This window comes from Duganella aceris, assembly GCF_011090165.1.
GTDB classification, from domain to species: domain Bacteria; phylum Pseudomonadota; class Gammaproteobacteria; order Burkholderiales; family Burkholderiaceae_D; genus Rugamonas; species Rugamonas aceris.
Genome location: NZ_JAADJT010000003.1, coordinates 392389 through 418008, shown reverse-complemented (window position 1 = coordinate 418008; position 25620 = coordinate 392389). Strand labels below are relative to the sequence as shown.

Genomic DNA, 25620 nt, shown 5'->3' with positions numbered 1-25620 from the left:
TCGTAACGCTTCTTACGTCTATGAAATTGATTATTGCGCTATTGCCTCAGGAAGTCAAAAGATATGTCGTAATATCGTTAATACTCTTTCGTAACTATTTGATTTCAAAGAGTAATTATCTATTTCCCTACGTATTTTTCGAGGCCGAATCGCGTATTTTTCCCGCACATTTATGTCACAGTATCACGCTTGCGCGCGGCGCGCTGTCGCACTCTCGCAGCATGCGATAAGATGGCTCGATCAAGCAACTTAGTAACGGGAAAAAAATAATGTTGAACGAACAATTGCGCGACGTGCTGCAACGGATGCCGAAGGCTGAATTGCACATCCACATCGAAGGCTCGCTGGAGCCGGAACTGATTTTCGCGCTGGCCCAGCGCAACGGCGTCAAGCTCGACTACGCGTCGGTGGAGGCGCTGCGCGCCGCCTATGCCTTCACCGACCTGCAATCCTTCCTCGATATTTATTACGCCGGCGCCAGCGTGCTGTTGCAGGAACAGGATTTCTACGACATGACCGCCGCCTACCTGAAGCGCGCCGAAGCCGACAACGTGCGCCACACCGAAATCTTCTTCGACCCGCAGACGCATACCGCGCGCGGCGTGCCGATCAAGACCGTGATCGACGGCATCCACCGCGCCTGCCAGGACAGCCCGGTCAGCGCCACGCTGATCCTCAGCTTCCTGCGCCACCTGTCGGAAGCGGAAGCCTTCGCCACGCTGGAGGAGGCGCTGCCGTACCGCGACAAATACCTCGGCATCGGCCTCGATTCGTCCGAGCTCGGCAACCCGCCGGAGAAGTTCGCCCGCGTCTTCGCGCGCTGCAAGGAGCTGGGCTTCCGCCTGGTCGCGCACGCCGGCGAGGAAGGCCCGCCGGCCTACATCGAAACCGCGCTGGATGTGCTGAAGGTCGAGCGCATCGACCACGGCGTGCGCTGCCTGGACGACGCGGCGCTCACGCAGCGGCTGGCGCGCGAGCGGATCGCGCTGACGGTGTGCCCGCTGTCCAACATCAAGCTGTGCGTGTTCGATGAGATGGCGCAGCACAACCTGCTGGAGCTGCTGGACGCCGGCATCGTGGCGACCGTCAACTCGGACGACCCGGCCTACTTCGGCGGCTACATGAACGACAACTTCATCGCCACGTTCGAGGCGCTGCCGTTGGGCCTGTCGCACGCGCACCGGCTGGCGCGCAACGGCTTCTCGGCCGCCTTCCTGCCGGAGGCGCAAAAGCAAGCCTTCCTGGCCGAAGTCGACGCCTTCTTCGCAGCGGTCTGACCCCATGCTCAAACTCGCCCTGAAAATGACCGCGCGCGACTGGCGCGCCGGTCAGCTGCGCTTCCTGCTGATCGCGCTGACGGTGGCGGTGGCCGCCTTGTCCGCCACCGGCTTCTTCGTCGACCGCCTGCGCAGCGGCCTCGATCGCGACGCACACCAGCTGCTGGGCGCCGACGTGGTCGTCAGCGGCGACCTGCCGGTCGACGCCGACTGGCGCGCCGAAGCGGTCAAGCGCGGCCTGGTCGTCACCGACACCATCGCCTTCCCCAGCATGGCGCAGGCGGGCGAGGGCGAGGCGTCGATGTCGATGCTGGCGTCGCTGAAGGCGGTCGGCCCCGGCTATCCGCTGCGCGGCCGCCTGAAGATCAGCACCGACGCCGCGCAGGCCGAGCAAAGCAGCGGCACACCGGCCGACGGCGTGCCGGCGCCGGGCACGGTGTGGATCGAGCCGGGCCTGCTGGGCAGCCTGAAAACCAAGATCGGCGGCGAGCTGCAACTGGGCGACAAGCGCTTCAAGGTGGCGCAGCTGATCGCCTCCGAGCCGGATCGCGGCGCCAACTTCCTGGCCTTCGCGCCGCGCGTGATGTTCGCCTTGCAGGACCTGGAGGCGACCAATCTGATCCAGCCCGGTTCGCGCGTCACCTACCGCCTGCTGGTGGCCGCGCCGCCGGCGCTGAAGAACGGCGCCGCCGTCGCCGCCGGCTTCGAGCAGTGGCTGGTGGCGAAGATCAAAAACCAGAACATCAAGGGCGTGCGGGTCGAATCGCTGGAAAACGGCCGGCCCGAAATGCGCGCCACGCTGGACCGCGCCGACCGCTTCCTGTCGCTGGTCGGCCTGCTGTCGGCGATGCTGGCGGCCGTCGCGGTGGCGATGGCCGCGCGCCGCTTCATGCAGCGTCATCTCGACGCCTGCGCCATGCTGCGCTGCCTCGGTCTGACGCAGAACCAGGTCACCGTCATGTACCTGATCGAATTCCTGCTGGTCGGCCTGGCCGGCAGCGCGCTGGGCGTGGCGGTCGGTTTCGCCGGCCACTACGTGCTGCTGGAGGTACTGGGCAGCCTGGTCTCGGCCGACCTGCCGGCGCCGACCATCTACCCTGCGCTGCAGGGCGTGGCGATCGGCATCCTGCTGTTGGCCGCATTCGCGCTGCCGCCTATCCTGCAACTGCGCAAGGTGCCGCACAACCGCGTGATCCGCCGCGAGCAGGACGCGCCGCAGATCGCCGCGCTGGCCACCTATGGCCTCGGCATGGGCGGCTTCACCGCGCTGCTGCTGTGGCAGGCCGGCGACCCGCAACTGGCGCTGTACACGGCGCTGGGCTTCCTGGCCGCGTTCGCGGTGTTCGGCCTGGTCGGCTGGCTGGGGCTGTTGTCGCTGAAGTCGCTGCGCAACGCCATCGACCACCAGAGCTGGCGCTTCGCCATCACCTCGCTGCAACGCCGTCCCGGCGCCACCATCGTGCAGATCGTCTCGCTGGCGCTGGGCATGATGGCGCTGCTGGTGCTGACGGTGGTGCGCGGCGACCTGATGACGGCCTGGCGCAACGCCACGCCGCCGGACGCGCCGAACCGCTTCATCATCAACATCCAGCCGGAGCAGCAGGCGCAGATCGCGCAACGGCTGAAGGACGCCGGCGTGCTGTACGCGCCGCAGTATCCGATGATCCGCGGCCGCCTGGCCGCCGTCAACGGCGCGCCGGTCACCGCCGAGACCTATACCGAGGACCGCGCCAAGGGACTGGCCGACCGCGAGTTCAACCTGTCGACGATGGCGCAAATGCAGGCCGAGAACAAGATCAGCGCCGGCAAGTGGTTCGACGACAAGCCGGGCGTGGCCGAGGCGTCGGTGGAGGAGGGCATCGCCAAGACGCTGCGCTGGAAGCTGGGCGACAAGCTGCGCTTCGACATCGCCGGCGCGCCGGTGGACGTCACCATCACCAGCCTGCGCAAGCTCGATTGGGGTTCGATGCGGGTCAACTTCTTCGTCATCATCAACCCGGCGGCGATGAAGGAAGTGTCGCAAAGCTGGATCACCGCCTTCCACCTGCCGCAGCAGCAGGGCGCGGTGATGAACGGCCTGACGCGCGATTTCCCCAACCTGACCATCGTCGACGTCGGCGGCATCCTGCGCCAGGTGCAGACGGTGCTGGACCAGGTGGTGACGGCGGTCGAGTTCCTGTTCGTCTTCACGCTCGCTTCCGGCGTGCTGGTGCTGTACGCCGCGCTGATGGGATCGCAGGACGAGCGCACCCGTGAATCCGGTTTGCTGCGCGCCCTGGGCGCGACCCGCAAGCAGCTGTCGCAGGCGCAGTTGATCGAGTTCTCGCTGGTGGGCGCGCTCTCCGGATTGCTGGCCGCCAGCGGCGCCGCCGTCATGGGCTGGGCGCTGGCCACCTACCAGTTCAAGTTCGCCTGGGAGTTCAACCCGTCGGTGTGGCTGGTGGGCTTGCTTGCCGGCGCGCTGTGCGCCATCGCCGGCGGCTGGCTGGGACTGCGCAACGTGCTGCGCCAGCCACCGCTGCAAACGCTGCGCGAAGCCTAGGCGTAGGCCGCGATGTCCTGGGTCGCCTCGCGGTCGCGCAGGAACTGGCCGTAGCCGTAGGGGCGCCTGGTGAAATAGTGCGGCGGCAGCTCGAACAGCGCCCAGTAGTAAGTCTCGCGGCCCTGGCAGATCTTCGGCGTCGCGCAGTAGCGGTGCCAGTTGTCGCCGACGCGCCTTGAATACATGCCGTCGCCGCTCGGATCGCTGAAGAACGGCAGCACCCGCCGCTCCAGCAGGGCGTCGAGCAGCGACTGCGGCGCGTCGCAGTCGCGCGCGACCTCGTACTGCGCGTACATGCCTTGCTCGGTCTCGATCATCATCAGGCTGGCTTTGCCGTGCTTGTCGAGGAACAGGATGCCGGTCGGGTTGGGGAAGATGTAGTGTTCGACGAAGCCCATGCTCGCCATCAGCGACGCCACCACCGAGGCCAGCGCCGGGTCGCCGAGGAAGTGGTAGTTATGCAGCAGCACCAGCTCGCGCAGCGTCTCCGAGCGTTCGTCGAAGTAGGTGCGCTGCATCGTCGCGATCTCGATCTCCAGCATGTCCAGCGCGTGGTCGTCGCTTTTCTTGATGTAGCGGTCGATCAGGCCGCGGTTGAAGGCGCTGACCGCGACCTTCTCGTCGGCGGCGCCGGTGAACAGGATCTTCTTGCACGGCAGGTGCGCCACCGCTTCGCAGAATTCCAGCCCGCTCATCTGCGGCATCGAATAATCCACCACCAGCACCGACGGCGTGGCGAAGCGCTGCCGTTGCTCGGCGATGCGGTAGATGCGCTCCAGGTCCAGCGCCACGTTGCACTGGTCGGCGGGCAGGTTCTGCATGTCGAAGTTGACGTGCAGCGGCACATCGTCGTCCTGGCCGCTTTGCCGCAGCCAGTGCAGCGCGGCGCTGGTGTCGTGGAAGGTTTTGTTGGCCAGCATCGAGTCGAGCTGGAACGACAGGCTGCGCAGGAAGGAGTCGCTGTCATCGATCAGCACGGTCAGCGTGGGATGGGAATAGACGGGGATGGGCATGACTTACCTCGGTAGGGTCGGATGCTGGGGAAATTCCAGCACAAAAATGGCGTAGGCGCTTTCGCGCGAGACGCAACGGATGGTGGCGTTCCACGCCTGCATGATCTCCTGGCATAGCGCCAGGCCGATGCCGGCGCCGTTGTGCGGCGGGTAGGAAAAGAAGCGGCGGAAGATCAGCGCCTTCTGCTGCGCCGGCACGCCGCAGCCGGTGTCGATGAACAGCAGGCGCGGCGGACTGCGGCCGCCATCGACGACGATGCGCACCCGGCCCTTGCCGGCGCGCTGCACCGCCTTCAGCGCGTTGCGCAGCAGGTTCAAGAGCAATACCACCGACAACTCGGTCTGGCCGGCGAAATGAAAATTGCGCCGCATCTCCAGCGTCACCATCCTTTGCTGGGTCGCGCTGGAAAACGGGTAGCGCTTCAGCACCGCCTCCACCACCGCTTCCATCGATACCGATTCCACCGGCCGCAGGTTCTGCCGCACCGCCGTGGCGCTGAGCAGGAACAGGTCGATCATATGGTTCATATGCCGCACCTCGAACTGGATCCGCGCCAGCGCGTCGACGGTGCTGAGCCGGTCCTCGGCGGTCGCGGGGCGTCCGGCGCCGTCGGAAAACATCCGCTGCAGGCCGCGCACATTGGCGTCGACGCTGGTCAGCGGCGTGCGCAACTCGTGCGCCACGGTGGCCAGTCCCGCGCCCAGGCCGGCCAGCTTTTCCTGCGCCAGCACGTGGCGGCTGATCTTGGCCGCCGACAGCGCGGCGATGGTGAACCAGTGGATCGGCAACTGCTGCAAGGCCGGCTTGCTGACGATGGTGGCGCCTTCGCCCAGCGCGGTCACGGCCAGGCAGGCCAGCGTGGTGCCGATCAGGTAGGCGCGCAGCGCCAGGCCGGTGTCGAAATGGAACAGCACCACCAACCCGATCAGCAGCGACTCGCCCCACACGCCCGAGGCGTGGTTCATCAGGAACATGAAGGTGAAGAAGAACGGGAAGATGTAGCTGAGCGTGACCAGCAGGTACAGGTTCAGCATGCGGCGGCTGAACTGGTGGGCGAACAGGCCGAGCGCGCACAACAGGATGCCCAGCATCCGCAGCGACAGCGTCTCGTACTCCTGCGGAAAGAAGTGCTGCCAGATCACGTAGTACAGCGGCATGCCGACCGTGCCGATCGATGCCAGCAGCAGCACGCGCACCGTCGCATGGTCCTCACGGCCGTGATACAGCAGCAGAGATTGGACCAGTCCGTTCTGCCAGCGTTTCCAGCGGTCGTGCAGCGGATGCCTCATGGTGAAATTTGATTTTGGTCAAGTTGCAATCATGGACTCAATCGGCCGCACGCTTCGCGATATCAAATCGGTAGTTGATCCGCATCAATCTCTGTTTGAATTTTTGGCGTCAAGGTGGGACTGCATTCATAAAAAAACAACCTTTCCAAACACACCAAGGAGAAAACCATGTCGTACGCAATTGCGCAAAATCAAGCCGATGCCCGCGTTGCCTTCCACCCGGCCGAGCACAACATGCCGGATTATGTTACCCGTCGTATGGATGAACACTACGTCACCCGCATCGAGCGACTATTGGGCGGTGAGCATCCACACGCCTGGCAGCCGACGCCGTCCGGGGCGATTTTTCTGGCCGGTAACGATTACCTGAGCCTGGCGGGCGAGCCGGCGCTGGTGGGCGCGCAGATCGATGCGCTGCGGCGCAGCAAGGGCGAGATGCTGATGTCGGCGGTCTACCTGCAGGAGGGCAGCGCGCAGCACCGGCTGGAGCGCAAGTTCGCGCGCTTCATGGGCGCGCAGGATGCGGTGCTGGCGCAATCCGGCTGGGCCGCCAACGTCGGGCTGGTGCAGACGCTGGCCGCGCCGGGGATTCCGGTGTATCTCGACATGCAGGCGCACGCCTCGCTGTGGGAGGGCGTGCAGTCGGCCGGAGCGACGCCGGTGTCCTTCCTGCACAACGACATGGAGCATTTGCGCAAGCAGTTGCAGCGTCATGGGCGCGGCCTGATCGTGGTCGACGCGCTGTACAGCACCAACGGCAGCCTGGCGCCGTTGGCGGAGCTGGTGGAGATCGCGGAACGCGGCGATTGCCTGTTGATCGTCGACGAATCGCATTCGCTGGGCACGCACGGCCCGCGCGGCGCCGGGCTGGTGGCGCAACTGGGCCTGAGCGACCGGGTGCATTTCCGCACCGCCTCGCTGGCCAAGGCCTTCGCCGGACGGGCCGGCATCATCACCTGTTCCAGCCGCTTCAAGGGTTACTTCCTGTCGGAATCGCGGCCGGCGATCTTCAGCTCGTGCATGCTGGGGCACGAGCTGGCGTGGTTCGACGCGGCGATCGATTTCGTGGCGGCGGCCGACGCGCGCCGCGCCAGCCTGCACGCGCACGCGGGCAGGCTGCGGGCGGCGTTGAGCGCGCTGGGTTACAACGTCGGCGACGGCAGCGAACAGATCATCGCGCTGGAGCCCGGTCCTGAGCCGAAGACGCTGGCGCTGCGCAAGCTGCTGGAGAAGCACGGCGTCTACGGCGCCATGTTTTGCGCGCCGGCCACGCCGAAAAACCGTTCGCTGGTGCGCCTGACCCTGAACGCCGGACTGGATGAAGTGCAACTGGCGCGCATCGTCGCGGCCTGCGCCGCCATCCGCGACCAGGTCGACCTGGAGAACTGGTCGTCGACGCGGCGCCTGCGCCGCCTGGCGTTGGTGTAGGCCGCCGCGTTTCGCCGGCCGGTACGCTATCATGGTGGCTATGACTGAATCCCGAACACTCTATGAAGTTATCGGCGGCGAATCGCGCGTGCGCGAGATGGTCGACCGTTTTTATGATCTGATGGAACTGGAGGCCGAGTTCACGCTGCTGCGCTCCGTGCACGGTCCGTCGCTGGACCATGCGCGCGAGCGGCTGTTCATGTTTTTGACCGGCTGGATGGGCGGTCCGGACGTGTACGTGGAAGCGCACGGCCATCCGCGCCTGCGCATGCGGCACATGCCGTTCGCCATCGGCACCCAGGAGCGCGACCAGTGGTTGCGTGCGATGGCGTGGGCGATGGAGGATGTCGGCATCGACGAGGCGCTGCGGTTGCGGTTGATGGAATCTTTCTATCAAACCGCCGACTGGATGCGCAACAAGCCGGATTGACGCCATGAGCCAGATCGAGTTTTTGGTGTTGCTGGCGGCGCTGGCGGTGGTGATCGTGTTGCAGGCGCTGGCGTTGCTGCGCAACCGCCGTGGCGGCGCCGACGAGATCGGGCTGGCCGAGCGCATCGAGCGCGTCGAGCGCGAGGTGCGGGTGCAGCTGCAGACCACGGCGCAAGCGACGCACGCGGCGACGGTGCAGCAGTTCGAAGGCATGCGCCGCCAGCTGGAGGCGCAGGGCATGGTGGGGCGCAACGAGCAGGCGCGCAGCCTGACGCAGTTCGCCGACAGCATGAACCAGCAACTGGCGCGGCTGACCGAGTCGAACGCGCAGCGCATGCAGGAGGTGCGGGCGACGCTGGAGGCGAAGATCAAGGATCTGCAAGCCGACAACGGCGCGCGGCTGGAGGAGATGCGCAAGACCGTCGACGAGAAACTGCATGCGACCTTGGAGGCGCGCCTGAGCGCATCGTTCCAGCAAGTGTCGGAACGGCTGGAACGGGTGCACCAGGGCCTGGGCGAGATGCAGCAGCTGGCGCTGGGCGTCGGCGACTTGAAGCGCGTGCTGACCAACGTCAAGACGCGCGGGACCTGGGGCGAGGTGCAGCTGGAGATGCTGCTGGAGCAGGTGTTGACGCCGGAGCAGTACGCCAAGAACGTCGAGACCATCGCCGGCAGCGGCGCGCGGGTGGAGTTCGCGCTCAAGCTGCCGGGCCAGACGGAAGGCGGCGCGCCGGTGTGGATGCCGATCGACGCCAAGTTCCCGAAGGAGCAGTACGAGCGCCTGCTAGACGCCGCCGATCGTGCCGACGCCGACGGCGTGGCGCTGGCCGGACGCGAACTGGAACGCGCGGTGCGGGTCGAAGCCAAGACCATCTCCGAGAAGTATGTGTCGCCGCCGCACACGACCGACTTCGCGATCCTGTTCCTGCCGACCGAGGGGCTGTACGCGGAAGTGATGCGCAGGCCGGGGCTGGCCGACGATCTGCAGCGGGTGCACCGCATCAGCGTCGCGGGGCCGTCGACCTTGTCGGCGCTGCTGAACAGTTTGCAGATGGGCTTCCGCACCCTGGCGCTGGAAAAGCGCTCGTCGGAAGTGTGGCAGGTGCTGGGCGCGGTGAAGACCGAGTTCGGCAAATTCGGCGACGTGCTGGCGGCGACCAAGATGACGCTGGAACGCGCCGCCAAGAATATCGAAACCGCCGAGACCCGCAGCCGCCAGATGGCGCGCAAGCTGAAATCGGTGGAGGCCTTGCCGAGCGAAGCGGCGCAGCTGCTGCTTGGCCCGGCGCTGGACAAGAGCGATCTGGATACAGACTAATTAACGGAGTTTGCCATGCCTGGACGTAGCCTTGATTTTTCTTCCGTCGGCATGCCGGCCGTCCAGCGAAACAAGATCGTCAGCGCGGCCGACGCGGTCGGATTGATCCACGACGGCGACACCATCGCCACCGGCGGTTTTGTCGGCGTCGGCTTCGCGGAGAACATCGCGGTGGCGCTGGAGCGGCGCTTTCTCGCCGACGCCCATCCGCGCGACCTGACCTTGATCTACGCCGCTGGGCAGGGCGACGGCAAGGATCGCGGCCTGAATCACTTCGGCCACGAGGGTCTGCTGAAGCGCATCATCGGCGGCCATTGGAGCCTCGCGCCGAAGCTGCAACAGCTGGCGATCAACGGCAAGGCGGAAGCCTACAACCTGCCGCAGGGCGTCATCAGCCAATTGTTCCGCGACACGGCGGCCGGCAAGCCCGGGCTGCTGACCCACGTCGGCCTGGGCACCTTCGTCGATCCGCGCCACGGCGGCGGCAAGATCAACGACCGCACCACCGAGGAGCTGGTCGAGCTGATCACGCTCGGCGGCAAGGAATACCTGTTCTACAAATCGCAGCCGGTGCACGTCGGGATCATCCGCGGCACCACCGCCGACGCCAACGGCAACGTCACCATGGAGCGCGAGGCGCTGACCTTGGAAGCGCTGGCGATCGCGATGGCGGCGCACAACTCCGGCGGCATCGTCATCGTGCAGGTGGAACGCATCGCCGAGCGCGGCACGCTCAACCCGCGCCAGGTCAAGATCCCCGGCATCCTGGTCGACTGCGTGGTGGTGGCGGAAAAACCCGAGTACCACATGCAGACCTTCGCCGAGCCATACAGCCCGGCCTTTTCCGGCGAAGTGCGGGTGCCCTTGTCGGCGGTGGCGCCGATGCCGCTGTCGGCGCGCAAGATCATCGCGCGCCGCGCCTTGATGGAGCTGCGGCCGAACAACGTCGTCAACCTCGGCATCGGCATGCCGGAGGGCGTGGCGGCGGTCGCGGCGGAGGAGAAGCTGCTGGACCTGGTCACGCTGACGGCGGAACCGGGCGTGATCGGCGGCATGCCGGCGGCGGGGCTGAACTTCGGCGCCGCCACCAACGCCGACGCGATCATCGACCAGCCGTACCAGTTCGACTTTTACGACGGCGGCGGCCTGGACGTGGCCATCCTCGGCCTGGCGCAGGCTGACCGGCACGGCAACCTGAACGTCAGCAAATTCGGCAGCAAGCTGGCCGGCGCCGGCGGCTTCATCAACATCAGCCAGAACGCGCGCAAGGTGGTGTTTGTCGGCACCTTCACGGCGGACAAGGGCGCGACCCGCAAATTCATCAACGAGGTCGAGCACCGCACCTACAGCGGAGAATATGCGGCGCGGCGCGGGCAGGAGGCGTTGTTCGTGACCGAGCGCTGCGTGTTCCGGCTGGTGCTGGACGGCGGCATGTCGGGGCTGGAGCTGGTCGAAATCGCGCCCGGCGTGGACGTCGAGCGCGACGTGCTGGCGCAGATGGATTTCAAGCCGCTGGTCAGCGCTGAGCTGAAGCTGATGGACGCGCGCATCTTCTCGCCGTCGGCGATGAACTGGCGCGCTGATTTCCTGGCGCTGCCGCTGGAGCAGCGGTTGGTGTACGACGCGCAGCAGGAACTGTTCTTCGTGAACTTCGAGGGCTTCGAGGTGGGCGACGCCGCCACCATTGAGCGGATCTGCGCGCTGGTGTCGGAGCGCCTGGCGCCGCTGGGCCGCAAGGTGCCGGCGGTGATCAACTATGATAATTTCTCTATCGTGCCCGATCTGCTGGACGACTACGTGGCGGCGGTGAACGGCCTGTCGGAGCGCTACTACAGCAAGGTGACGCGCTACGCGCACAGCACCTTCATGCGCGCCAGCCTGGGGCGGGCGTTTCGCCGTATCGAGAAGGACGCGGCCTTGTTCGCCAATTCCGCCGAGGCGCTGCTGCGCTTGAAGGACACGCCATAAACGTATTTGTGCGCGTTTAAGCGTATTTGTTTACATTCGTGCGCTGATTATGTACACTTCATCGCATGAAAACAGAAAATCTCCTCCTTCAGGAGCGTCATGCCCTGATCCTGGCGCAGCTGTCGGCCGACGGCCGCGTCATCGCCGCCCAGCTGGCGCAGGCGCTCAACGTCACCGAAGACACGATACGGCGCGACCTGCGCGACCTCGCCGCCGCCGGCCTGTGCCAAAAGGTGTACGGCGGCGCGGTGCGCATCGCCGCGTCGCCGGAAACCGGCACGCTGGTGCAGCGCGCGACGCGGCAGCCGGCGGACAAGTCGCGGCTCGCGGCCATGGCCTCGACCTTGATCAAGGCCGGCAGCGTGGTGTTCCTCGACGCCGGCTCCAGCAACCTGGCCGTCGCCGAAGCGCTGCCGCAGGTGCCGCTCACCGTGATCACCAACGCGCCGCTGATCGCCGCGCGGCTGCTCGACCGTCCGCAGCTTGAACTGATCCAGATCGGCGGCCGGATCAAGCCGGGCATCGGCGCCAGCGTCGGCCCCAGCGCGCTGCGCGAGATCGAATTGATACGCCCGGACCTGTACTTCATCGGCGCCTGCGGCGTCGATCTGCACGCCGGCGTGACGGCGGTTGATTTCGAGGAAGCGGAATTCAAGCGCCGCGTCGCGGCGCTGAGCAAGGCGACGGCGGTGGTCGCCACCGCCGACAAGCTGGGCGTGGTGGCGCCGTTCCTGGTGCTGCCGATCGCGCAGCTGACCCACCTGGTCGTCCCGGCGCAGGTGGATGAACAACTCGTCGGCGACTACGCCGCTGCCGGCGCCACGCTGCTGCGCGCCGACGCCTCCTAGAAAGCCTATCTTGAAGACTACCGGATTAAAACAACGCATCTCCACGCGCCTGGCCTTCCTGGCCGCAGGCATGGCCATGTCGGCCTGGGCGCCGCTGGTGCCTTACGCCCAGGCGCGCGCCGGCGTCGAGCAGGGACAACTCGGCTTGCTGCTGCTCTGCCTCGGCATCGGCTCGCTGCTGGCAATGCCGGTCACCGGCGCGCTGGCCGCGCGCTTCGGTTGCCGTCGCATCGTGCTGGCGTCGGGGCTGGGCTGCTGCGCCGTGTTCCCGTTCCTGGCGATCGCGCCCGGCGCGGCAACGCTGGCGGTGGCGCTGTTCCTGTTCGGCGCCACCATCGGCACGCTGGACGTGGCGATGAACATCCAGGCCGTCATCGTTGAAAAGGACTACGGCGGTTCGCTGATGTCGGGCTTTCACGGTTTGTTCAGCGTGGGCGGCATCGTCGGCGCGGGCAGCATGACCTTGATGCTGTGGGCCGGCATGGGTATCGTACCGGCCGCGCTGGCGATGGCGGTGGCGGTCGCGCTGGTGTTGCTGGGCGCCGGCCCGCATCTGCTGCGCGAGCCGATCGCCGCCGAACGCGACGGACCGATGCTGGTGATGCCGCACGGTTCGGTGATCTTCATCGGCGCCTTGTGCGGCGTGGTGTTCCTGGCCGAAGGGGCGGTGCTGGACTGGAGCGCGGTGTTCCTCACCAGCGCCGGCGGCTTGTCGGCGGGGCAGGGCGGGCTTGGCTACGCGGCCTTCGCCTGCGCCATGACCATCGGCCGTTTGAACGGCGACCGCATCGTCCAGCGCTGGGGCGGACGGCGGGTGCTGCTGTTGGGCGGGCTCGGTGCGGCGGCGGGATTCTTCGCGGTGGTGCTGGCGTCGTCGCCGTGGCTGGCGCTGCTGGGCTTTGTGCTGATCGGCTTCGGCGCATCGAATATCGTGCCGGTGCTGTTCACCGCCGCCGGCAACCAGAAGGACATGCCGGCCAGCATGGCGATCAGCGCGATCACCACCATCGGCTATGCCGGCATCCTGGCAGGGCCGGCGCTGATCGGTTTGATCGCCCATGCGTCCAGCCTGCATCTGGCCTTCACCGGCCTGGCCTGCGGCATGCTGCTGATCGCGGCCAGCACGCCGCTACACAAGCCCGTCGAATAACAGCACGTCGACCAGCTGGCCGGCGGCGACGTTGGCCTGTTCGTGGTGCAGCACGACGATGCAGTTCGCTTCGGTCATCGAGCTCAGGATGCCGGAGCCCTGCGCGCCGGTGAGGCGTACTTGCGCTTCGCCGTTGGCGCCGGTGCCGACGATGCCGCGCTGGTATTCGGTGCGGCCGGGGCGCTTGCGGATCGCTTCCGTGGCGCGCGCCTGCATCGCCGGCTGCGTGACCTGCGCGCCCATCATGCGCAGCAGCGCCGGCCGGGCGAACATATAGAACGAGACCATCACCGCGACCGGATTGCCGGGCAGGCCGAACAGCCAGGCGCTGTCGCCGTCGGACTGCACCTTGCCGAAGGCGAGCGGGCGGCCGGGGCGCATCGCCAGCTTCCAGAAATCGACGTCGCCGAGGACCGCCATGATCTCGCGCGTGTAGTCGGCCGCGCCTTCGGAGACGCCGCCGGAGGTGATGATGGCGTCGGCGTTCTTGCAGGCGTCGCGCAGCGCGGCTTCCAGTGCGGCCGGGTCGTCGCGGACGATGCCCATGTCGGTCACTTCGCAGCCGAGGCGCGTCAGCATGCCGTACAGCGTGTAGCGGTTGCTGTCGTAGACGCAGCCGTCGTCCAGGCATTCGCCGAGCGAGCGCAGTTCGTCGCCGGTGGAGAAGAAGGCGACCCGCAGCTTGCGCCGCACCGCCACTTCGGCGATGCCGAGCGAGGCGACCAGGCCCAGGTCGGCGGGTCGGATGATTTTGCCCTGGGCGATGGCGATGCCGCCGGCTTTCAAGTCTTCGCCGGCGCGGCGCAGATTGGCGCCGCTGCGGATCGCGCCGTGGGCGATGGTGACCTGGTCGCCGTCGATGGCGGCCGCAAGTTCCTGCGGGATCACGCTGTCGCAACCGGGCGGGATGGCGGCGCCGGTCATGATGCGGACGCATTCGCCGACCTTTGGCGCATGCGCGAACGGGCGGCCTGCGTAGGCGATGCCGATGGTCTTCAGCACGACGGGCGCGGCGCCTTCGGCCGGCAGGTCGGCGCCGCGCAGGGCGTAGCCGTCCATCGCCGAGTTGTCGTAGGCGGGGACGTTGATCGGCGAGATGATGTCTTCGGCGAGGACGCGATCGAGGGCGGCGCGCAGCGGCAGGCGCTCAATGGCGGCGATCGGCGCGACCCGCTCGCGAATCAGCCGCTGCGCCTCGGCGACATGCAGCGCCGCCGGATCGCCGCCGAAACCCGGCGCGGAGGCCGGCGTCTGTTCGCGCTCGTGGCGCTGCAATTCCTGCAGCGTGTTGATGTTGCGGAAGGCGTCGGCGTCGTCGAACAGCACTTCGGCCATGCGCAAGGTCTTGAAGAAGCCCTCCATGCGGCGCGCGCCGGTGGCGAGGTAGGCGTCCAGCTGCGGCAGCACATCGGCCTTGAGCAAGCTGAAAACAGGATGCGGCTGGCGGTACGGCGCGGCGGCGGGATCCTGCTCGTCGCTCTCCATGGTCACGGCCACGGCCAGGTCGGCGCCTTCGGCCTGCATCGCCGCGTACAAACGCTCGGCCAGGTCCAGCGGCAGGAAAGGCGAATCGCAAGGCGCCGTCAACAGCAGCTCGGTGGCGCAATGCTGCAAGCCGGTTTGCAGGCCCGCCAGCGGCCCTTCATAACCGCCCATCGCATCCGGCACCACCGCCGCCACGCCGGCCAGCGCCTGATACTGCGGCAAGTTGCGGTTGGCGTTGACGACCACGGCGGCCGCCTGCGGCGCCAGCCGGCGCAGCACGTGCGCCGCCAGCGTCGCGCCCTGGAACGGCTGCAAGCCCTTGTCGACCCGCCCCATGCGGGTGCCGCGCCCACCCGCGAGTATCAGTCCGGTAACCTTGCTCTTCAAAGACAAAACTATCCTCCGATGTATGACATTTCGACTTTATTGGCGCGGCGTTGCAAGCCGTCGGTGTTGCTGGTGCGGAGTTCCGAATAGCGGTCGCCGCGCGCGCGCCACAAGTGGGCCAGCACGGTGCTGATTTCCTGGTCGCTGCGGCCCTCGCGCAGCAGCGCGCGCAGATCGTGGCCGCTGCTGGCGAACAGGCACGTGTACAGCTTACCCTCGGTCGACAGGCGCGCGCGCGAACAGTCGCTGCAGAACGCCTGGGTGACGCTGGAGATCACGCCGATTTCGCCGCCGCCATCGACGTAGCGCCAGCGCGCGGCGGTCTCGCCGGTGTAGTTGGCGCCGATGGCCTCCAGCGGCATCTCCTGGTGGATGCGCCGCACCACCTCGGCCGACGGCACCACCTCGTCCATCTTCCAGCCGTTGGAGGCGCCGACGTCCATGTATTCGATGAAGCGCAGGATGTAGGGCGTGCCCTTGAAGTGGCGCGCCATCGGCAGGATCTGCTGGTCGTTCATACCGCCCTTGACCACCATGTTGATCTTGATCGGGCCCAGGCCGACCTGGTTGGCGACCGCGATCCCGTTCAGCACATCCTCGACCGCGAAGTCGACGTCGTTCATGCGCTGGAAGATGGTGTTGTCGATCGCGTCGAGCGAGACGGTGACGCGTTGCAGTCCGGCGTCCTTCAGCGACTGCGCCTTGCGCGCCAACAGCGAGGCGTTGGTGGTCAGCGTCAGGTCGAGCGGCTTGCCGGAGACGGTCTTCAGCTCGGCCAGCATGCCGACCAGCTTTTCGATGTTCTTGCGCAGCAGCGGCTCGCCGCCGGTCAGGCGGATCTTCTCGACGCCGTGGGCGATGAAGTTGCGCGCCAGCCGGGTGATCTCTTCGAACGACAGCAGCGAGGTGTGCGGCAGGTATTGGTAGTCGTTGTCGAACACCGCCTTCGGCATGCAGTAGACGCAGCGGAAGTTGCAGCGGTCGGTGACCGAAATGCGCAGGTCGTGCAGCGGCCGCGCCAGCTGATCGCTCAACAGGCCGGTCGGTGTCTCCAGGATCGAGGGGATGGCTGGCGCGGCGGAGCGCTGCTGGGCCAGCATGATGATTTTTTCTGCCATGGCGATGCAAATCTTGCTTTTATAGAAATCGGCGGCCTGGAAGGTGGCTCACAAGGTGGCTACGATACCACGAGCGTTGGCCGGCCGTTCGAGAATAAAAAAAGGGAAGCCTCAGCTTCCCTTTTTTTGATTTACCCCGGCCGGATTAGCGGCGGGTATCGATCTGAACCAGAGGTTCGTCCGCTTGCGGCGGCAACGGCTTGCGTTCGCGTGGAACGCGGACCGGGGCGGCGACCTTGGCGGCTGCTTCCTGGGCTGCGCGCAGCTTGGCAGGATCGGTGGCGGCCAGCGTCAGGCCGGCGGAGCCGAGCACTGCTTGCAGGTCGACTGCAGCAGGGGCCGGGGCAGGGGCTGCGGCCACTGCCGGCTCGGCAGCTACTGGCGCCGGGGCCGGCGCTGCCACAACCGGGGCCGCCACTTCAGCGACCACGGCCGGAGCTTCGACCGGAGCCGCGACTTCCGCTTCGACTGGCGCGGCAGCAACTTCCGTGACGACCGGAGCTGGCTCGACTTCGGCGGTTGCCGGCGCTGGTTCGGCGACTTCAGCGACCGGTTCGGCGACCGGGGCGACCGGTTCGGCGACCACAGCGACAGGCTCGGCAACCTGGGCGGCTGCCACCGGTGCTTCGGCGACAGGCGCTTCAACCACCGGCGCTGCAACGACCGGTGCTTCAACCAATGGCGCTGCAACGACCGGAGCTTCAACCGCTGGTGCTGCGGCCGCTGGGGCCTCGGTCACCACCGGCGTCGCCGGGGCGTCGGCCGCCGGCACGGCGGCAGGGGCTACTTCGGCTACGGCCACGGCCGGTGCGTCGACCGCCGCTTCGCCGGTCGCGGCAACCGCTACGGTCGCTGCGGTGTCGGCGTTGAAGCCCAGTTCACTTTGCTCGCCTGCTTCGCCTTCCACACCTTCGCGGTCGCGACGATTGCGGTTGCGGCCACCGCGACGACGACGACGGCGTGGCTCTTCGCCATCCGCGCCGACTTCGTCATCGCCCTCTGGACCGGCGTTCGGCTCGGCTTTGAGGATGCTGATGGCGGCTTCGGTCTCCGGACCGGTGGACGGCACGCCGACGTTCAACGCCAGCTCGTCAACCTTGGCTTCGACCGGGGCTTTGTCGCCGCGCGGCTCGCGTGGTGGACGCGGAGTGCGCTCGGCGCGCTCAGGACGCTCGCCACGTTCCGGACGCTCGGCGCGCTCCGGACGTTCCGCGCGTTCGCGTGGCGCCTGGCCATCGACCGGCTGGTTTTCACGCGGTTCGCGCGGCTCGCGCGGTGGACGCGGTGGACGGGCCGGACGGCCGGTCTCGGCCGCCTTGGCTTCTTCCTGGCCCGGACGGGCGGCGCCTGGCTCGCGTTCGTCGCGTTCGCGGCCGCCTTTGCCGTTACGGCTGCGGCCACGCGGGCCACGGGCGTTGCGGTCGGCACGGTCGCCGGCCGGCGCCTTGACCACGATGGTCGGCTGCTGCGGCAGCACCGGAGCGGCCGGCGCGCCGGTGAAGAAGCTGATCAGCTTGGCGAAGAAACCTTGCTCGGCCGGGGCGGGCACTGGCGCCGGCGCCGGCTTGATGACGGTTTCGGTCGGCTTGCGCTCGACCAGCGGTGCCGGCTGGTCAGGGGTGATGGTCTTGACCATGGCTTCCTGGCGCGGCTTGGCTTCTTCCTTCTGGCGCTTGCTGTAGGCCATGTCGGTTTCGGCGGTCTCGGCCAGCGAGTAGCTGGCTTGGCTGTCTTCCAGGCGTGGATCGTCGTGCTTGATGCGTTCCAGCTTGTAATGCGGGGTTTCCAGGTGCTTGTTCGGCACCAGGATGATGCTGATGCGATGGCGGGTCTCGATCTTCAGCACCTCGCCACGCTTCTCGTTCAGCAGGAAGGCGGCGACATCCACCGGCACTTGCACGTGGATGGTGGCCGAATTTTCCTTCATCGCCTCTTCCTGAATGATGCGCAGGACTTGCAGGGCCGACGATTCGGTATCGCGGATGTGGCCGGTGCCGGAGCAGCGCGGGCAGGTCACGTGCGAACCTTCGGACAGCGAAGGGCGCAGGCGCTGGCGCGACAATTCCATCAGGCCGAAGCGGGAAATCTTGCCCATCTGAACGCGGGCGCGGTCGTGGTGCAGCGCGTCCTTCAGGCGTTGCTCGACTTCGCGCTGGTTCTTGGCCACTTCCATGTCGATGAAGTCGATCACGATCAGGCCGCCCAGGTCGCGCAGGCGCAGTTGGCGGGCCACTTCTTCGGCCGCTTCGCAGTTGGTGTTGAAGGCGGTGGTTTCGATGTCGGAACCGCGGGTGGCGCGGGCCGAGTTGACGTCGACCGAGACCAGCGCTTCGGTGTGGTCGATGACGATGGCGCCGCCCGATGGCAGCGGCACGGTGCGGCTGTAGGCGGTTTCGATCTGGTGTTCGATCTGGAAGCGCGAGAACAGCGGCACGTCGTCGCTATAGCGCTTGACGCGATGCACCATGTCGGGCATCACGTGGCTCATGAACTGGTGCGCTTGTTCGTAGATATCGTCGGTATCGATCAGGATCTCGCCGATATCGGGCTGGAAGTAATCGCGAATGGCGCGGATCACCAGCGACGATTCCTGGTAGATCAGGAATGCGCCGGAAGCCGACTTGCCCGCGCCTTCGATCGCGCGCCAGAGTTGCATCAGGTAATTCAAGTCCCACTGCAGCTCGTCGACGTTGCGGCCGATGCCGGCGGTGCGGGCGATGACCGACATGCCTGGCGGCAGGTCCAGCTTGTCCATGGTTTCGCGCAGTTCCTGGCGCTCTTCACCTTCGACACGGCGGGACACGCCACCGCCGCGTGGGTTGTTAGGCATCAAGACCAGATAACGGCCGGCCAGCGAGACGAAGGAGGTCAGGGCGGCGCCTTTGTTGCCGCGCTCTTCCTTTTCCACCTGGACCATGATTTCCTGGCCTTCGCGCAGCGCTTCCTTCACGGAGGCGGTGCGGACATCGACGCCTTCACGGAAGTAAGTGCGTGCTACTTCTTTAAACGGCAGAAAACCGTGACGATCTTCGCCGTAGCTGACGAAGCAAGCTTCGAGCGACGGTTCGATGCGGGTGATCACGCCTTTGTAGATGTTGGATTTGCGCTGTTCGCGACCGGCGGTTTCGATGTCGATATCGATCAGTTTCTGACCATCGACGATCGCCACGCGCAGTTCTTCTTGCTGCGTAGCATTAAACAACATGCGTTTCATTTTTATTAACTCCGCGACCCGTAGGTCATCTCTGTGCCGCCCGGCGGGGCCAAGCGGCGTAGGTACAGGGATATACGCGAGAATCGGGTGATTGCGGTGGGTATGCCCATCCTGTGCGCGAGCGCGGCGGATTCGCCGCGCCGGCAACTGGGCGCATGAGGTCGATCGACATGCCGCTGTGTTCGCATCACCAGCAACTCATCCATGCGGCCCGTGGGGGCGGCAGAGAAATGCCGGCGGTGAACAGCGTTGTATGAGCCAAATCCTGGCCAAGCTTACGTACTACAAGTATTACAACAACCGGGCTGGTTTCAGCCTTCCGTCGAGCTTGCAGCAAAGCATTGGGGTCTGGCGAAAACGGCAAGCGTTATCAACTTCATCAACCAGCCAGCCAGGCACTAGACCTGTCTGGCCGGACTTTATCCTTACGATGCAATCATTCCGGTTCAGCATCCCTGCAGGCATCCGATTACAACAACGGTGCAACCTTGATTCGGGCAGGGGTGGTGCGTATACATTTTTTCCTCTGAATTTGCAATTTGGCGAGGCCAGTGGAGACGCCCCTGTGTAAAATGTGCTTTTATTCTTACACTTGCCGCAGATTGAACCGCAGCGAAACAATTATATATTCAAAATGAAGGACTTAGAGAGATTTCTGGGAAGACAGAGCAAATGAAGATGCAAAATGATGTTGTTCCCCCTTCAACACCTGCGCCGCTGCAAGCACAATTCGTCACCATCACTGAAGAAGAAGCCGGTCAACGTATCGACAACTACCTGTTGCGCGTTTGCAAAGGCGTGCCGAAAAGCCACGTCTATCGCATCCTGCGCTCGGGCGAGGTACGGGTCAACAAGGGGCGTATCGATCAGCTGTACCGTTTGGTACAGGGCGATGTGGTGCGCATTCCACCGGTCCGCATCGCGGAAAAAGCCGACACCAGCCATGTGCCGGCCGCCGAATTCAAGGTTATCTATGAGGACGCCCAACTGCTGGTGATCGATAAGCCGGCCGGCGTGGCCGTGCACGGCGGCTCCGGCGTCTCGTTCGGCGTGATCGAGCAGCTGCGCGCGTCGCGGCCCGACGCCAAGTTCCTGGAACTGGTGCACCGGCTGGACCGCGACACCTCTGGCTTGCTGTTGCTGGCGAAAAAACGCTCGGCGCTGACCAATCTGCACGAGCAGATGCGCGATGGCCATACCGACAAGCGCTACCTGACCATGGTCGCGGGCGATTGGAAAAACGCGCGCCAGCACGTCAAGTTGCCGTTGCACAAATATACGACCGCCGACGGCGAGCGGCGGGTCGCGGTGCAGGCGGACGGCATGCCGTCGCACACGGTGTTTTCGCTGTTGAAGAAATTTAATGGCTTCGCCTTGCTGGAAGCCGAGCTGAAGACCGGACGCACCCACCAGATCCGCGTCCATCTGGCTTCTTCCGGCTTCGCCATCGTAGGCGACGATAAATACGGCGATTTCGCGCTCAACCGCGTGCTGCTGAAAGCGGATTCCACGCGCGGCGCGCTCAAGCGGATGTTCCTGCACGCCCATCAAATTACGTTTACCCATCCGGAAACCGGAAAAATCATGACGCTGAATGCGCCATTAGCCGCCGAATGTGAGCGATTCTTGGTAAGCTTGGGGAAACCTGTTAACTAATCGCAAATATTCATTGAAGGAGCCGGTCAGCGTCATGGCCGGAATACATGGCAAGAAAGCAATTTGATCTGATCGTCTTCGATTGGGATGGAACCCTGATGGATTCCACCTCGACCATCGTGAAATGCATCCAGGCGGCGGCGCGCGACCTGGCGCTGCCGGTGCCGCGCGACGACGTGGCGGCGCATGTCATCGGCCTGGGCCTGCATGAAGCGATGCAGGCGGTGTTGCCGGAAATCGATCCCGCCTATTATCCGCGCATGGTGGAGCGCTACCGCTACCATTTCCTGTCGAAGGACCACGAGCTGGCGCTGTTCCCCGGCGTGTTCGACATGCTGACCGAGCTGTCGCAAAACGGCTATTTCCTGGCGGTGGCGACGGGCAAGAGCAGGGTGGGCTTGAACCGCGCCATGAATGACGTCAAACTATTGTCGATGTTCGACGCCACGCGCTGCGCCGACGAGACCTTCTCCAAGCCGCACCCGGCCATGTTGCAGGAATTGACGCGCGAGTTGGGCCAGGATATGCGACGTACCGTGATGATCGGCGATACCACGCATGATTTACTGATGGCCAACAATGCCGGCGCGGCCGGCGTCGCGGTGCAGTACGGCGCCCATCCGGTCGACCAGCTGGACGCCTGCAAACCGCTGTACTCGGCGGCCACGGTGGCCGAGCTGCATCAATGGCTGAGCGAGCACGCTTGATGGAAGTGGATGAGATTTTGATTTGCGCCGCGGACGCGGTGCTGGAGGGCGGCAAGGGGGTGCGCTTCCTGGTCACCGCCGGCGGCGACGACGGCACCGGTTTCGTGGTGCGCTACGGCGGCAAGGCCTACGCCTACCTGAACCGCTGCGCCCACGTGCCGATCGAGCTGGACTGGGCCGAAGGCGAATTCTTCGAGTCGAGCAAGCTGTACATCATGTGCGCCACCCATGGCGCGGTGTATGTTCCGGAAACCGGCTTGTGCGCCGGCGGCCCGTGCAAGGGCGGCCGTCTGCGTCCGATCGCGCTGATCGAGCGCGACCAGCAAATCTACTGGCGGCCGGACGATTATGTGCGCCCGGCGCGCGCTTGATAACAACCTGACAAAGTAATCCATGAGCGACAACAGCGATAACACGAACAACGCCCATCCTGCCGCAACACCGCCGCCGGCGCCGCAAGCCGGGAAGCCGGCCGTGGCCGCGTCCAATTGGGAACGCGAGGTGCTGGAAAAGTTGGTGTTCGCCACGCTCAAAGAGCAGAAGGCGGCGCGCCGCTGGGGCATCTTCTTCAAGGCGCTGACCTTGCTGGTGATCGTGGTGGCGCTCAGCGCCTATCTCGACATCAGCTGGACCGGCTCCGACGGCGAAACCCTGGGCCGCCACACCGCGCTGATCGAAGTCGAAGGCGCGATCGAGTCGGAGGGCAGCGGGTCGGCCGCCGTGGTGATCCCGGCGCTGAATAAGGCGTTTTCCGACAGCGGCTCGGTGGCGGTGGTGCTGCACATCAATAGTCCGGGCGGCAGCCCGGTCCAGGCCGGCATGATCGTCGACGAGATGCTGCGCCTGCGCAAGGGCTATCCGGCCAAGCCGTTGTACGTGGTGGTGGACGAGATCTGCGCTTCAGGCTGCTATTACATCGCCGCCGGCGCCGACCGCATCTACGTCAACAAGGCCAGCATCATCGGCTCGATCGGCGTGCTGATGGATGGCTTCGGCTTCACCGGCGTGATGGAAAAAGTCGGCGTCGAGCGCCGTCTGCTGACGGCCGGCGAGAACAAGGGCTTCATGGATCCGTTCAGCCCGCTGACCGAGCGCCACAAGCAGCACGCGCAGGCGATGCTCGACGAGATCCACCAGCAATTCATCCAGGTGGTGCGCAACGGCCGCGGCAAGCGCCTGAAGGAAACCCCGGAGATGTACTCCGGCCTGTTCTGGACCGGCGCCAAATCGATCGACATGGGCCTGGCCGACGCCTTCGGCACCGTCGACAGCGTCGCGCGCGACGTGGTCAAGGCCGAGGATATCGTCGATTACACCCAGCATGAAGGCTTGCCTGAGCGGGTATTGAAGAAATTCGGCGCCGCGATGGGCGCCGGGGCGATGAAATCGGCGGTGGAGGCCGCCAAGCCCAGCCTGCGCTAACGGGAATGAACCTTATCGGACCAGCTTTATTTCTTCTTGCATATCCGATGCGGTGAACTATAGTGGTTTTGTAGTTCTTTCCAAGGGAGGCCGATATAAACAATTTAGCTTGTTGTCAGCACGATCTTGAACCAGATTGATGGAACTACTCAACCGCATCGTTGATGCGGACCAGAGAGAATTTCGATTCCTCGTCAGAGTCCTGTAATGGGGCTGAGAACAGCGGCGCAATGCCGCTGTTTTCTATTGTGGGCTGGCCCGGCGCTTCACTTTGCGCGAAGCCGCCGCGATCGAGCCATGCCAGCAGGCGGCGTTGCTGGTCGGCATACCAGCGTGCTTGCAGGCTGGTGGGTGGCGGTTGTGGCGTGTCGTGGTGGCTGCAGCGCGCCAGCAGCAAGGCGGTGCGGTGCATGGCGGCCTGGGCTTGTGCCACGGGGTTGGCGTTTTGGGGTGGCATGATGGTGTCCTGCTTCCTGCTGAGTTTCCTAGTCCGTTAGGCGAATTCCTAACGAGGTTTCAGTGTATCAATACAATTTCATCGTGGCTTGATATGTATCAATAGGGAGCCATCCTGTAAAATCCCGGCCATGAGTAAATTATCCTTGGACCGCATCCTGCAATCGCAGGGTTTTGGCACCCGCAAGTACTGCCGCTCGCTGATCGAAGACGGCGAAGTCAGTATCGGCGGCGTGGTGCACGACAACTACAAAGCCAGCATCGAGACCGATGGCCTGGTGCTGACCATCTTCGGCGATGAAGAGTGGATCTATCGTCAACATCTGTATATCGCGCTCTACAAGCCCGCCAATTTCGAATGCTCGCGCAAGCCCAGCCACCATCCGGGCGTGCTCACCTTGCTGCCTGAGCAATTCACCTGGCGCGAGGTGCAGCCGGTCGGACGGCTCGATCACGACACCACCGGCATGCTGTTGATGTCCGATGATGGACCCTTTATCCACGCTCAATCGTCGCCGAAGCGGCATGTGCCGAAGATTTACCAGGCCACCACGCAAGAACCGGTCAGCGACGAGCTGGTGGCGCAGTTGCTGGCCGGGGTGCAGCTGCACGACGAGCCGGCGCCGTTGGCGGCGCAGACCTGCGTCAAGCGCGGCGAGCACCAGCTGGAAATCGTGCTGGAGCAGGGCAAATATCATCAGGTCAAGCGCATGCTGGCCGCCGCCGGCAACCATTGCAGCGCCTTGCACCGTTCCGCGATCGGCTCGCTGACGCTGGAATCGCTGGGCCTGGCCGAAGGCGACTGGTGCTACCTGACGGCCGAACAACTGGCCATGTTGGCGCCGGCATGAAACTGGCGACGCTGAAGGACGGCACGCGCGACGGCCAGCTGATGGTGGTGTCGCGCGACCTGAAAACCGCGCAGCTGGCCGACGGCGTGGCGCGCACCTTGCAGAAGGCGCTGGACGACTGGACCTTCATCGCGCCGCAGCTAGAACAGCTGTACCAGGACCTGAACCAGGGCCGCGCCCGCCGAGGTTTCGATTTCGAGTCGAAGCACTGCATGGCGCCGCTGCCGCGCGCCTTCCAGTGGGCCGACGGGTCGGCCTACGTCAACCACGTCGAGCTGGTGCGCAAGGCGCGCGGCGCCGAGTTGCCGCAATCGTTCTGGGAAGAGCCGCTGATGTACCAGGGCGGCGGCGACAACCTGCTCGGCCCGACCGACGATATCGCGCTGTTCCACGACCAGTGGGGCATCGATTTCGAGGCGGAAGTGGCGGTGATCACCGACGATGTGCCCATGGGTGCGACGCCCGACCAGGCGCACCAGCGCATCCGCCTGCTGATGCTGGTCAACGATGTCTCGCTGCGCAACCTGATCCCCGAGGAGCTGGCCAAGGGCTTCGGCTTCGTGCAATCCAAGCCGGCCAGCAGTTTCTCGCCGGTGGCGGTGACGCCGGACGAGCTGGGCGACGCCTGGAAGGGCGGCAAGGTGCATCTGCCGCTGCTGTCCACCTGGAACGACAAGCTGGTCGGCAAGCCGCAGGCCGGCGTCGACATGACCTTCAATTTTCCGCAGCTGATCGCCCACCTGGCCAAGTCGCGCAACGTCCGCGCCGGCTCCATCATCGGCTCGGGCACGGTGTCCAACAAGGACGCCAAACGCGGCTATTCCTGCATCGCCGAGCAGCGCGCGCGGGAAATGATCGCCGGCGGCGAGCCGGTCACGCCGTTCATGGCCTTCGGCGACACCATCCGTATCGAGATGCTGAACGGCGACGGCAAGTCGGTGTTCGGCGCCATCGAGCAGGCCGTCACGCAGGCCGAGGCCCGCAAAGTGTTCTAATTGCCGTGTGGAATTAAGGATATGGCGGTGAAACACCGCCGTATTCCAGCGATGAGTTGCTCCCG

The 25620-nt window shown here is 65.4% G+C and carries 20 protein-coding genes; 14 read left to right on the top strand and 6 right to left on the bottom strand.

Annotated elements, in window-relative coordinates; genetic code table 11:
• Nucleotides 1-269 precede the first annotated feature (269 nt).
• Both GW587_RS09080 and GW587_RS09075 read left to right on the top strand, forming a co-directional pair.
• Nucleotides 270-1277 (top strand): adenosine deaminase, encoded by a 1008-nt coding sequence (locus GW587_RS09080; protein WP_166101313.1) that lies wholly within the window; start codon nucleotides 270-272, stop codon nucleotides 1275-1277.
• 4 nt (nucleotides 1278-1281) lie between these two features.
• Nucleotides 1282-3819 carry an ABC transporter permease gene (locus tag GW587_RS09075; protein ID WP_166101311.1) on the top strand — a complete coding sequence of 846 codons (2538 nt, stop codon included), beginning with the start codon at nucleotides 1282-1284 and terminating at the stop codon, nucleotides 3817-3819.
• Here the strand turns inward: GW587_RS09075 and GW587_RS09070 are convergent.
• Together GW587_RS09070 and GW587_RS09065 are read right to left on the bottom strand one after the other, a co-directional pair.
• Complete coding sequence (locus tag GW587_RS09070; protein WP_166101309.1) at nucleotides 3816-4832, bottom strand: response regulator; 1017 nt, start codon at nucleotides 4830-4832, stop codon at nucleotides 3816-3818. The two genes, GW587_RS09075 and GW587_RS09070, sit on opposite strands and share 4 nt — an antisense overlap.
• A gap of 3 nt (nucleotides 4833-4835) precedes the next feature.
• A complete protein-coding gene (locus tag GW587_RS09065; protein ID WP_166101307.1) occupies nucleotides 4836-6122 on the bottom strand; it encodes a sensor histidine kinase in 1287 nt (428 codons plus the stop codon).
• 168 nt (nucleotides 6123-6290) lie between these two features.
• On the opposite strand from GW587_RS09065, the gene cqsA reads away from it, so the two are divergent.
• The 6 genes from cqsA to GW587_RS09035 all read left to right on the top strand — a co-directional run bounded on the left by cqsA (nucleotide 6291) and on the right by GW587_RS09035 (nucleotide 13264).
• Nucleotides 6291-7550: an alpha-hydroxyketone-type quorum-sensing autoinducer synthase gene (gene cqsA, locus GW587_RS09060; RefSeq protein ID WP_166101303.1), complete on the top strand. Its 1260-nt coding sequence runs from the start codon at nucleotides 6291-6293 to the stop codon at nucleotides 7548-7550.
• A 31-nt stretch (nucleotides 7551-7581) separates the two neighbouring features.
• Nucleotides 7582-7980, top strand: a complete 399-nt coding sequence (locus GW587_RS09055) for a group II truncated hemoglobin (RefSeq protein WP_166101301.1) — start codon at nucleotides 7582-7584, stop codon at nucleotides 7978-7980.
• A gap of 4 nt (nucleotides 7981-7984) precedes the next feature.
• Entirely contained in the window at nucleotides 7985-9298 is a 1314-nt protein-coding gene (locus GW587_RS09050) for a DNA recombination protein RmuC (protein WP_166101299.1), read from the top strand.
• Between the two features lie 15 nt (nucleotides 9299-9313).
• Nucleotides 9314-11266 carry an acyl CoA:acetate/3-ketoacid CoA transferase gene (locus tag GW587_RS09045; RefSeq protein ID WP_207393397.1) on the top strand — a complete coding sequence of 651 codons (1953 nt, stop codon included), beginning with the start codon at nucleotides 9314-9316 and terminating at the stop codon, nucleotides 11264-11266.
• 65 nt (nucleotides 11267-11331) lie between these two features.
• The gene (locus tag GW587_RS09040; protein ID WP_166101296.1) at nucleotides 11332-12114 is read left to right on the top strand and encodes a DeoR/GlpR family DNA-binding transcription regulator; all 783 of its coding nucleotides are present in this window, start codon (nucleotides 11332-11334) and stop codon (nucleotides 12112-12114) included.
• Nucleotides 12115-12124: 10 nt separating this feature from the next.
• The gene (locus GW587_RS09035; protein ID WP_267878043.1) at nucleotides 12125-13264 is read left to right on the top strand and encodes an MFS transporter; all 1140 of its coding nucleotides are present in this window, start codon (nucleotides 12125-12127) and stop codon (nucleotides 13262-13264) included.
• Here the strand turns inward: GW587_RS09035 and moeA are convergent.
• From moeA to GW587_RS09020, 3 genes are all read right to left on the bottom strand, one after another.
• Nucleotides 13244-15136, bottom strand: coding sequence for a molybdopterin molybdotransferase MoeA (gene moeA / locus GW587_RS09030; protein ID WP_308495379.1), 1893 nt, complete (start codon nucleotides 15134-15136; stop codon nucleotides 13244-13246). The two genes, GW587_RS09035 and moeA, sit on opposite strands and share 21 nt — an antisense overlap.
• An 8-nt stretch (nucleotides 15137-15144) precedes the next feature.
• A complete protein-coding gene (gene moaA, locus GW587_RS09025; protein WP_166101287.1) occupies nucleotides 15145-16254 on the bottom strand; it encodes a GTP 3',8-cyclase MoaA in 1110 nt (369 codons plus the stop codon).
• A 145-nt stretch (nucleotides 16255-16399) separates the two neighbouring features.
• Complete coding sequence (locus GW587_RS09020; protein WP_166101284.1) at nucleotides 16400-19468, bottom strand: Rne/Rng family ribonuclease; 3069 nt, start codon at nucleotides 19466-19468, stop codon at nucleotides 16400-16402.
• A gap of 672 nt (nucleotides 19469-20140) precedes the next feature.
• On the opposite strand from GW587_RS09020, the gene GW587_RS09015 reads away from it, so the two are divergent.
• Genes GW587_RS09015 through GW587_RS09000 form a run of 4 tightly spaced genes read left to right on the top strand, consistent with a single transcriptional unit; the run spans nucleotide 20141 to nucleotide 23253 of the window.
• Nucleotides 20141-21124 (top strand): RluA family pseudouridine synthase, encoded by a 984-nt coding sequence (locus tag GW587_RS09015; protein WP_166101282.1) that lies wholly within the window; start codon nucleotides 20141-20143, stop codon nucleotides 21122-21124.
• A gap of 47 nt (nucleotides 21125-21171) precedes the next feature.
• Nucleotides 21172-21831, top strand: coding sequence for an HAD-IIIA family hydrolase (locus GW587_RS09010; RefSeq protein WP_166101279.1), 660 nt, complete (start codon nucleotides 21172-21174; stop codon nucleotides 21829-21831).
• The gene (locus GW587_RS09005) at nucleotides 21831-22202 is read left to right on the top strand and encodes a Rieske (2Fe-2S) protein (protein ID WP_166101643.1); all 372 of its coding nucleotides are present in this window, start codon (nucleotides 21831-21833) and stop codon (nucleotides 22200-22202) included. Before GW587_RS09010 ends, GW587_RS09005 begins: the two co-directional genes overlap by 1 nt.
• A gap of 22 nt (nucleotides 22203-22224) precedes the next feature.
• Nucleotides 22225-23253, top strand: a complete 1029-nt coding sequence (locus tag GW587_RS09000; RefSeq protein ID WP_166101277.1) for a S49 family peptidase — start codon at nucleotides 22225-22227, stop codon at nucleotides 23251-23253.
• Between the two features lie 145 nt (nucleotides 23254-23398).
• Here the strand turns inward: GW587_RS09000 and GW587_RS08995 are convergent, their stop codons facing one another.
• The gene (locus GW587_RS08995) at nucleotides 23399-23710 is read right to left on the bottom strand and encodes a hypothetical protein (RefSeq protein ID WP_229259360.1); all 312 of its coding nucleotides are present in this window, start codon (nucleotides 23708-23710) and stop codon (nucleotides 23399-23401) included.
• 130 nt (nucleotides 23711-23840) lie between these two features.
• Here GW587_RS08995 and GW587_RS08990 point away from each other — a divergent pair, with 130 nt between their 5' ends.
• Entirely contained in the window at nucleotides 23841-24560 is a 720-nt protein-coding gene (locus GW587_RS08990) for a pseudouridine synthase (RefSeq protein WP_166101275.1), read from the top strand.
• The gene (locus tag GW587_RS08985; protein WP_166101272.1) at nucleotides 24557-25555 is read left to right on the top strand and encodes a fumarylacetoacetate hydrolase family protein; all 999 of its coding nucleotides are present in this window, start codon (nucleotides 24557-24559) and stop codon (nucleotides 25553-25555) included. The genes GW587_RS08990 and GW587_RS08985 overlap by 4 nt, the downstream gene beginning before the upstream one ends.
• Nucleotides 25556-25620: the final 65 nt, after the last annotated feature.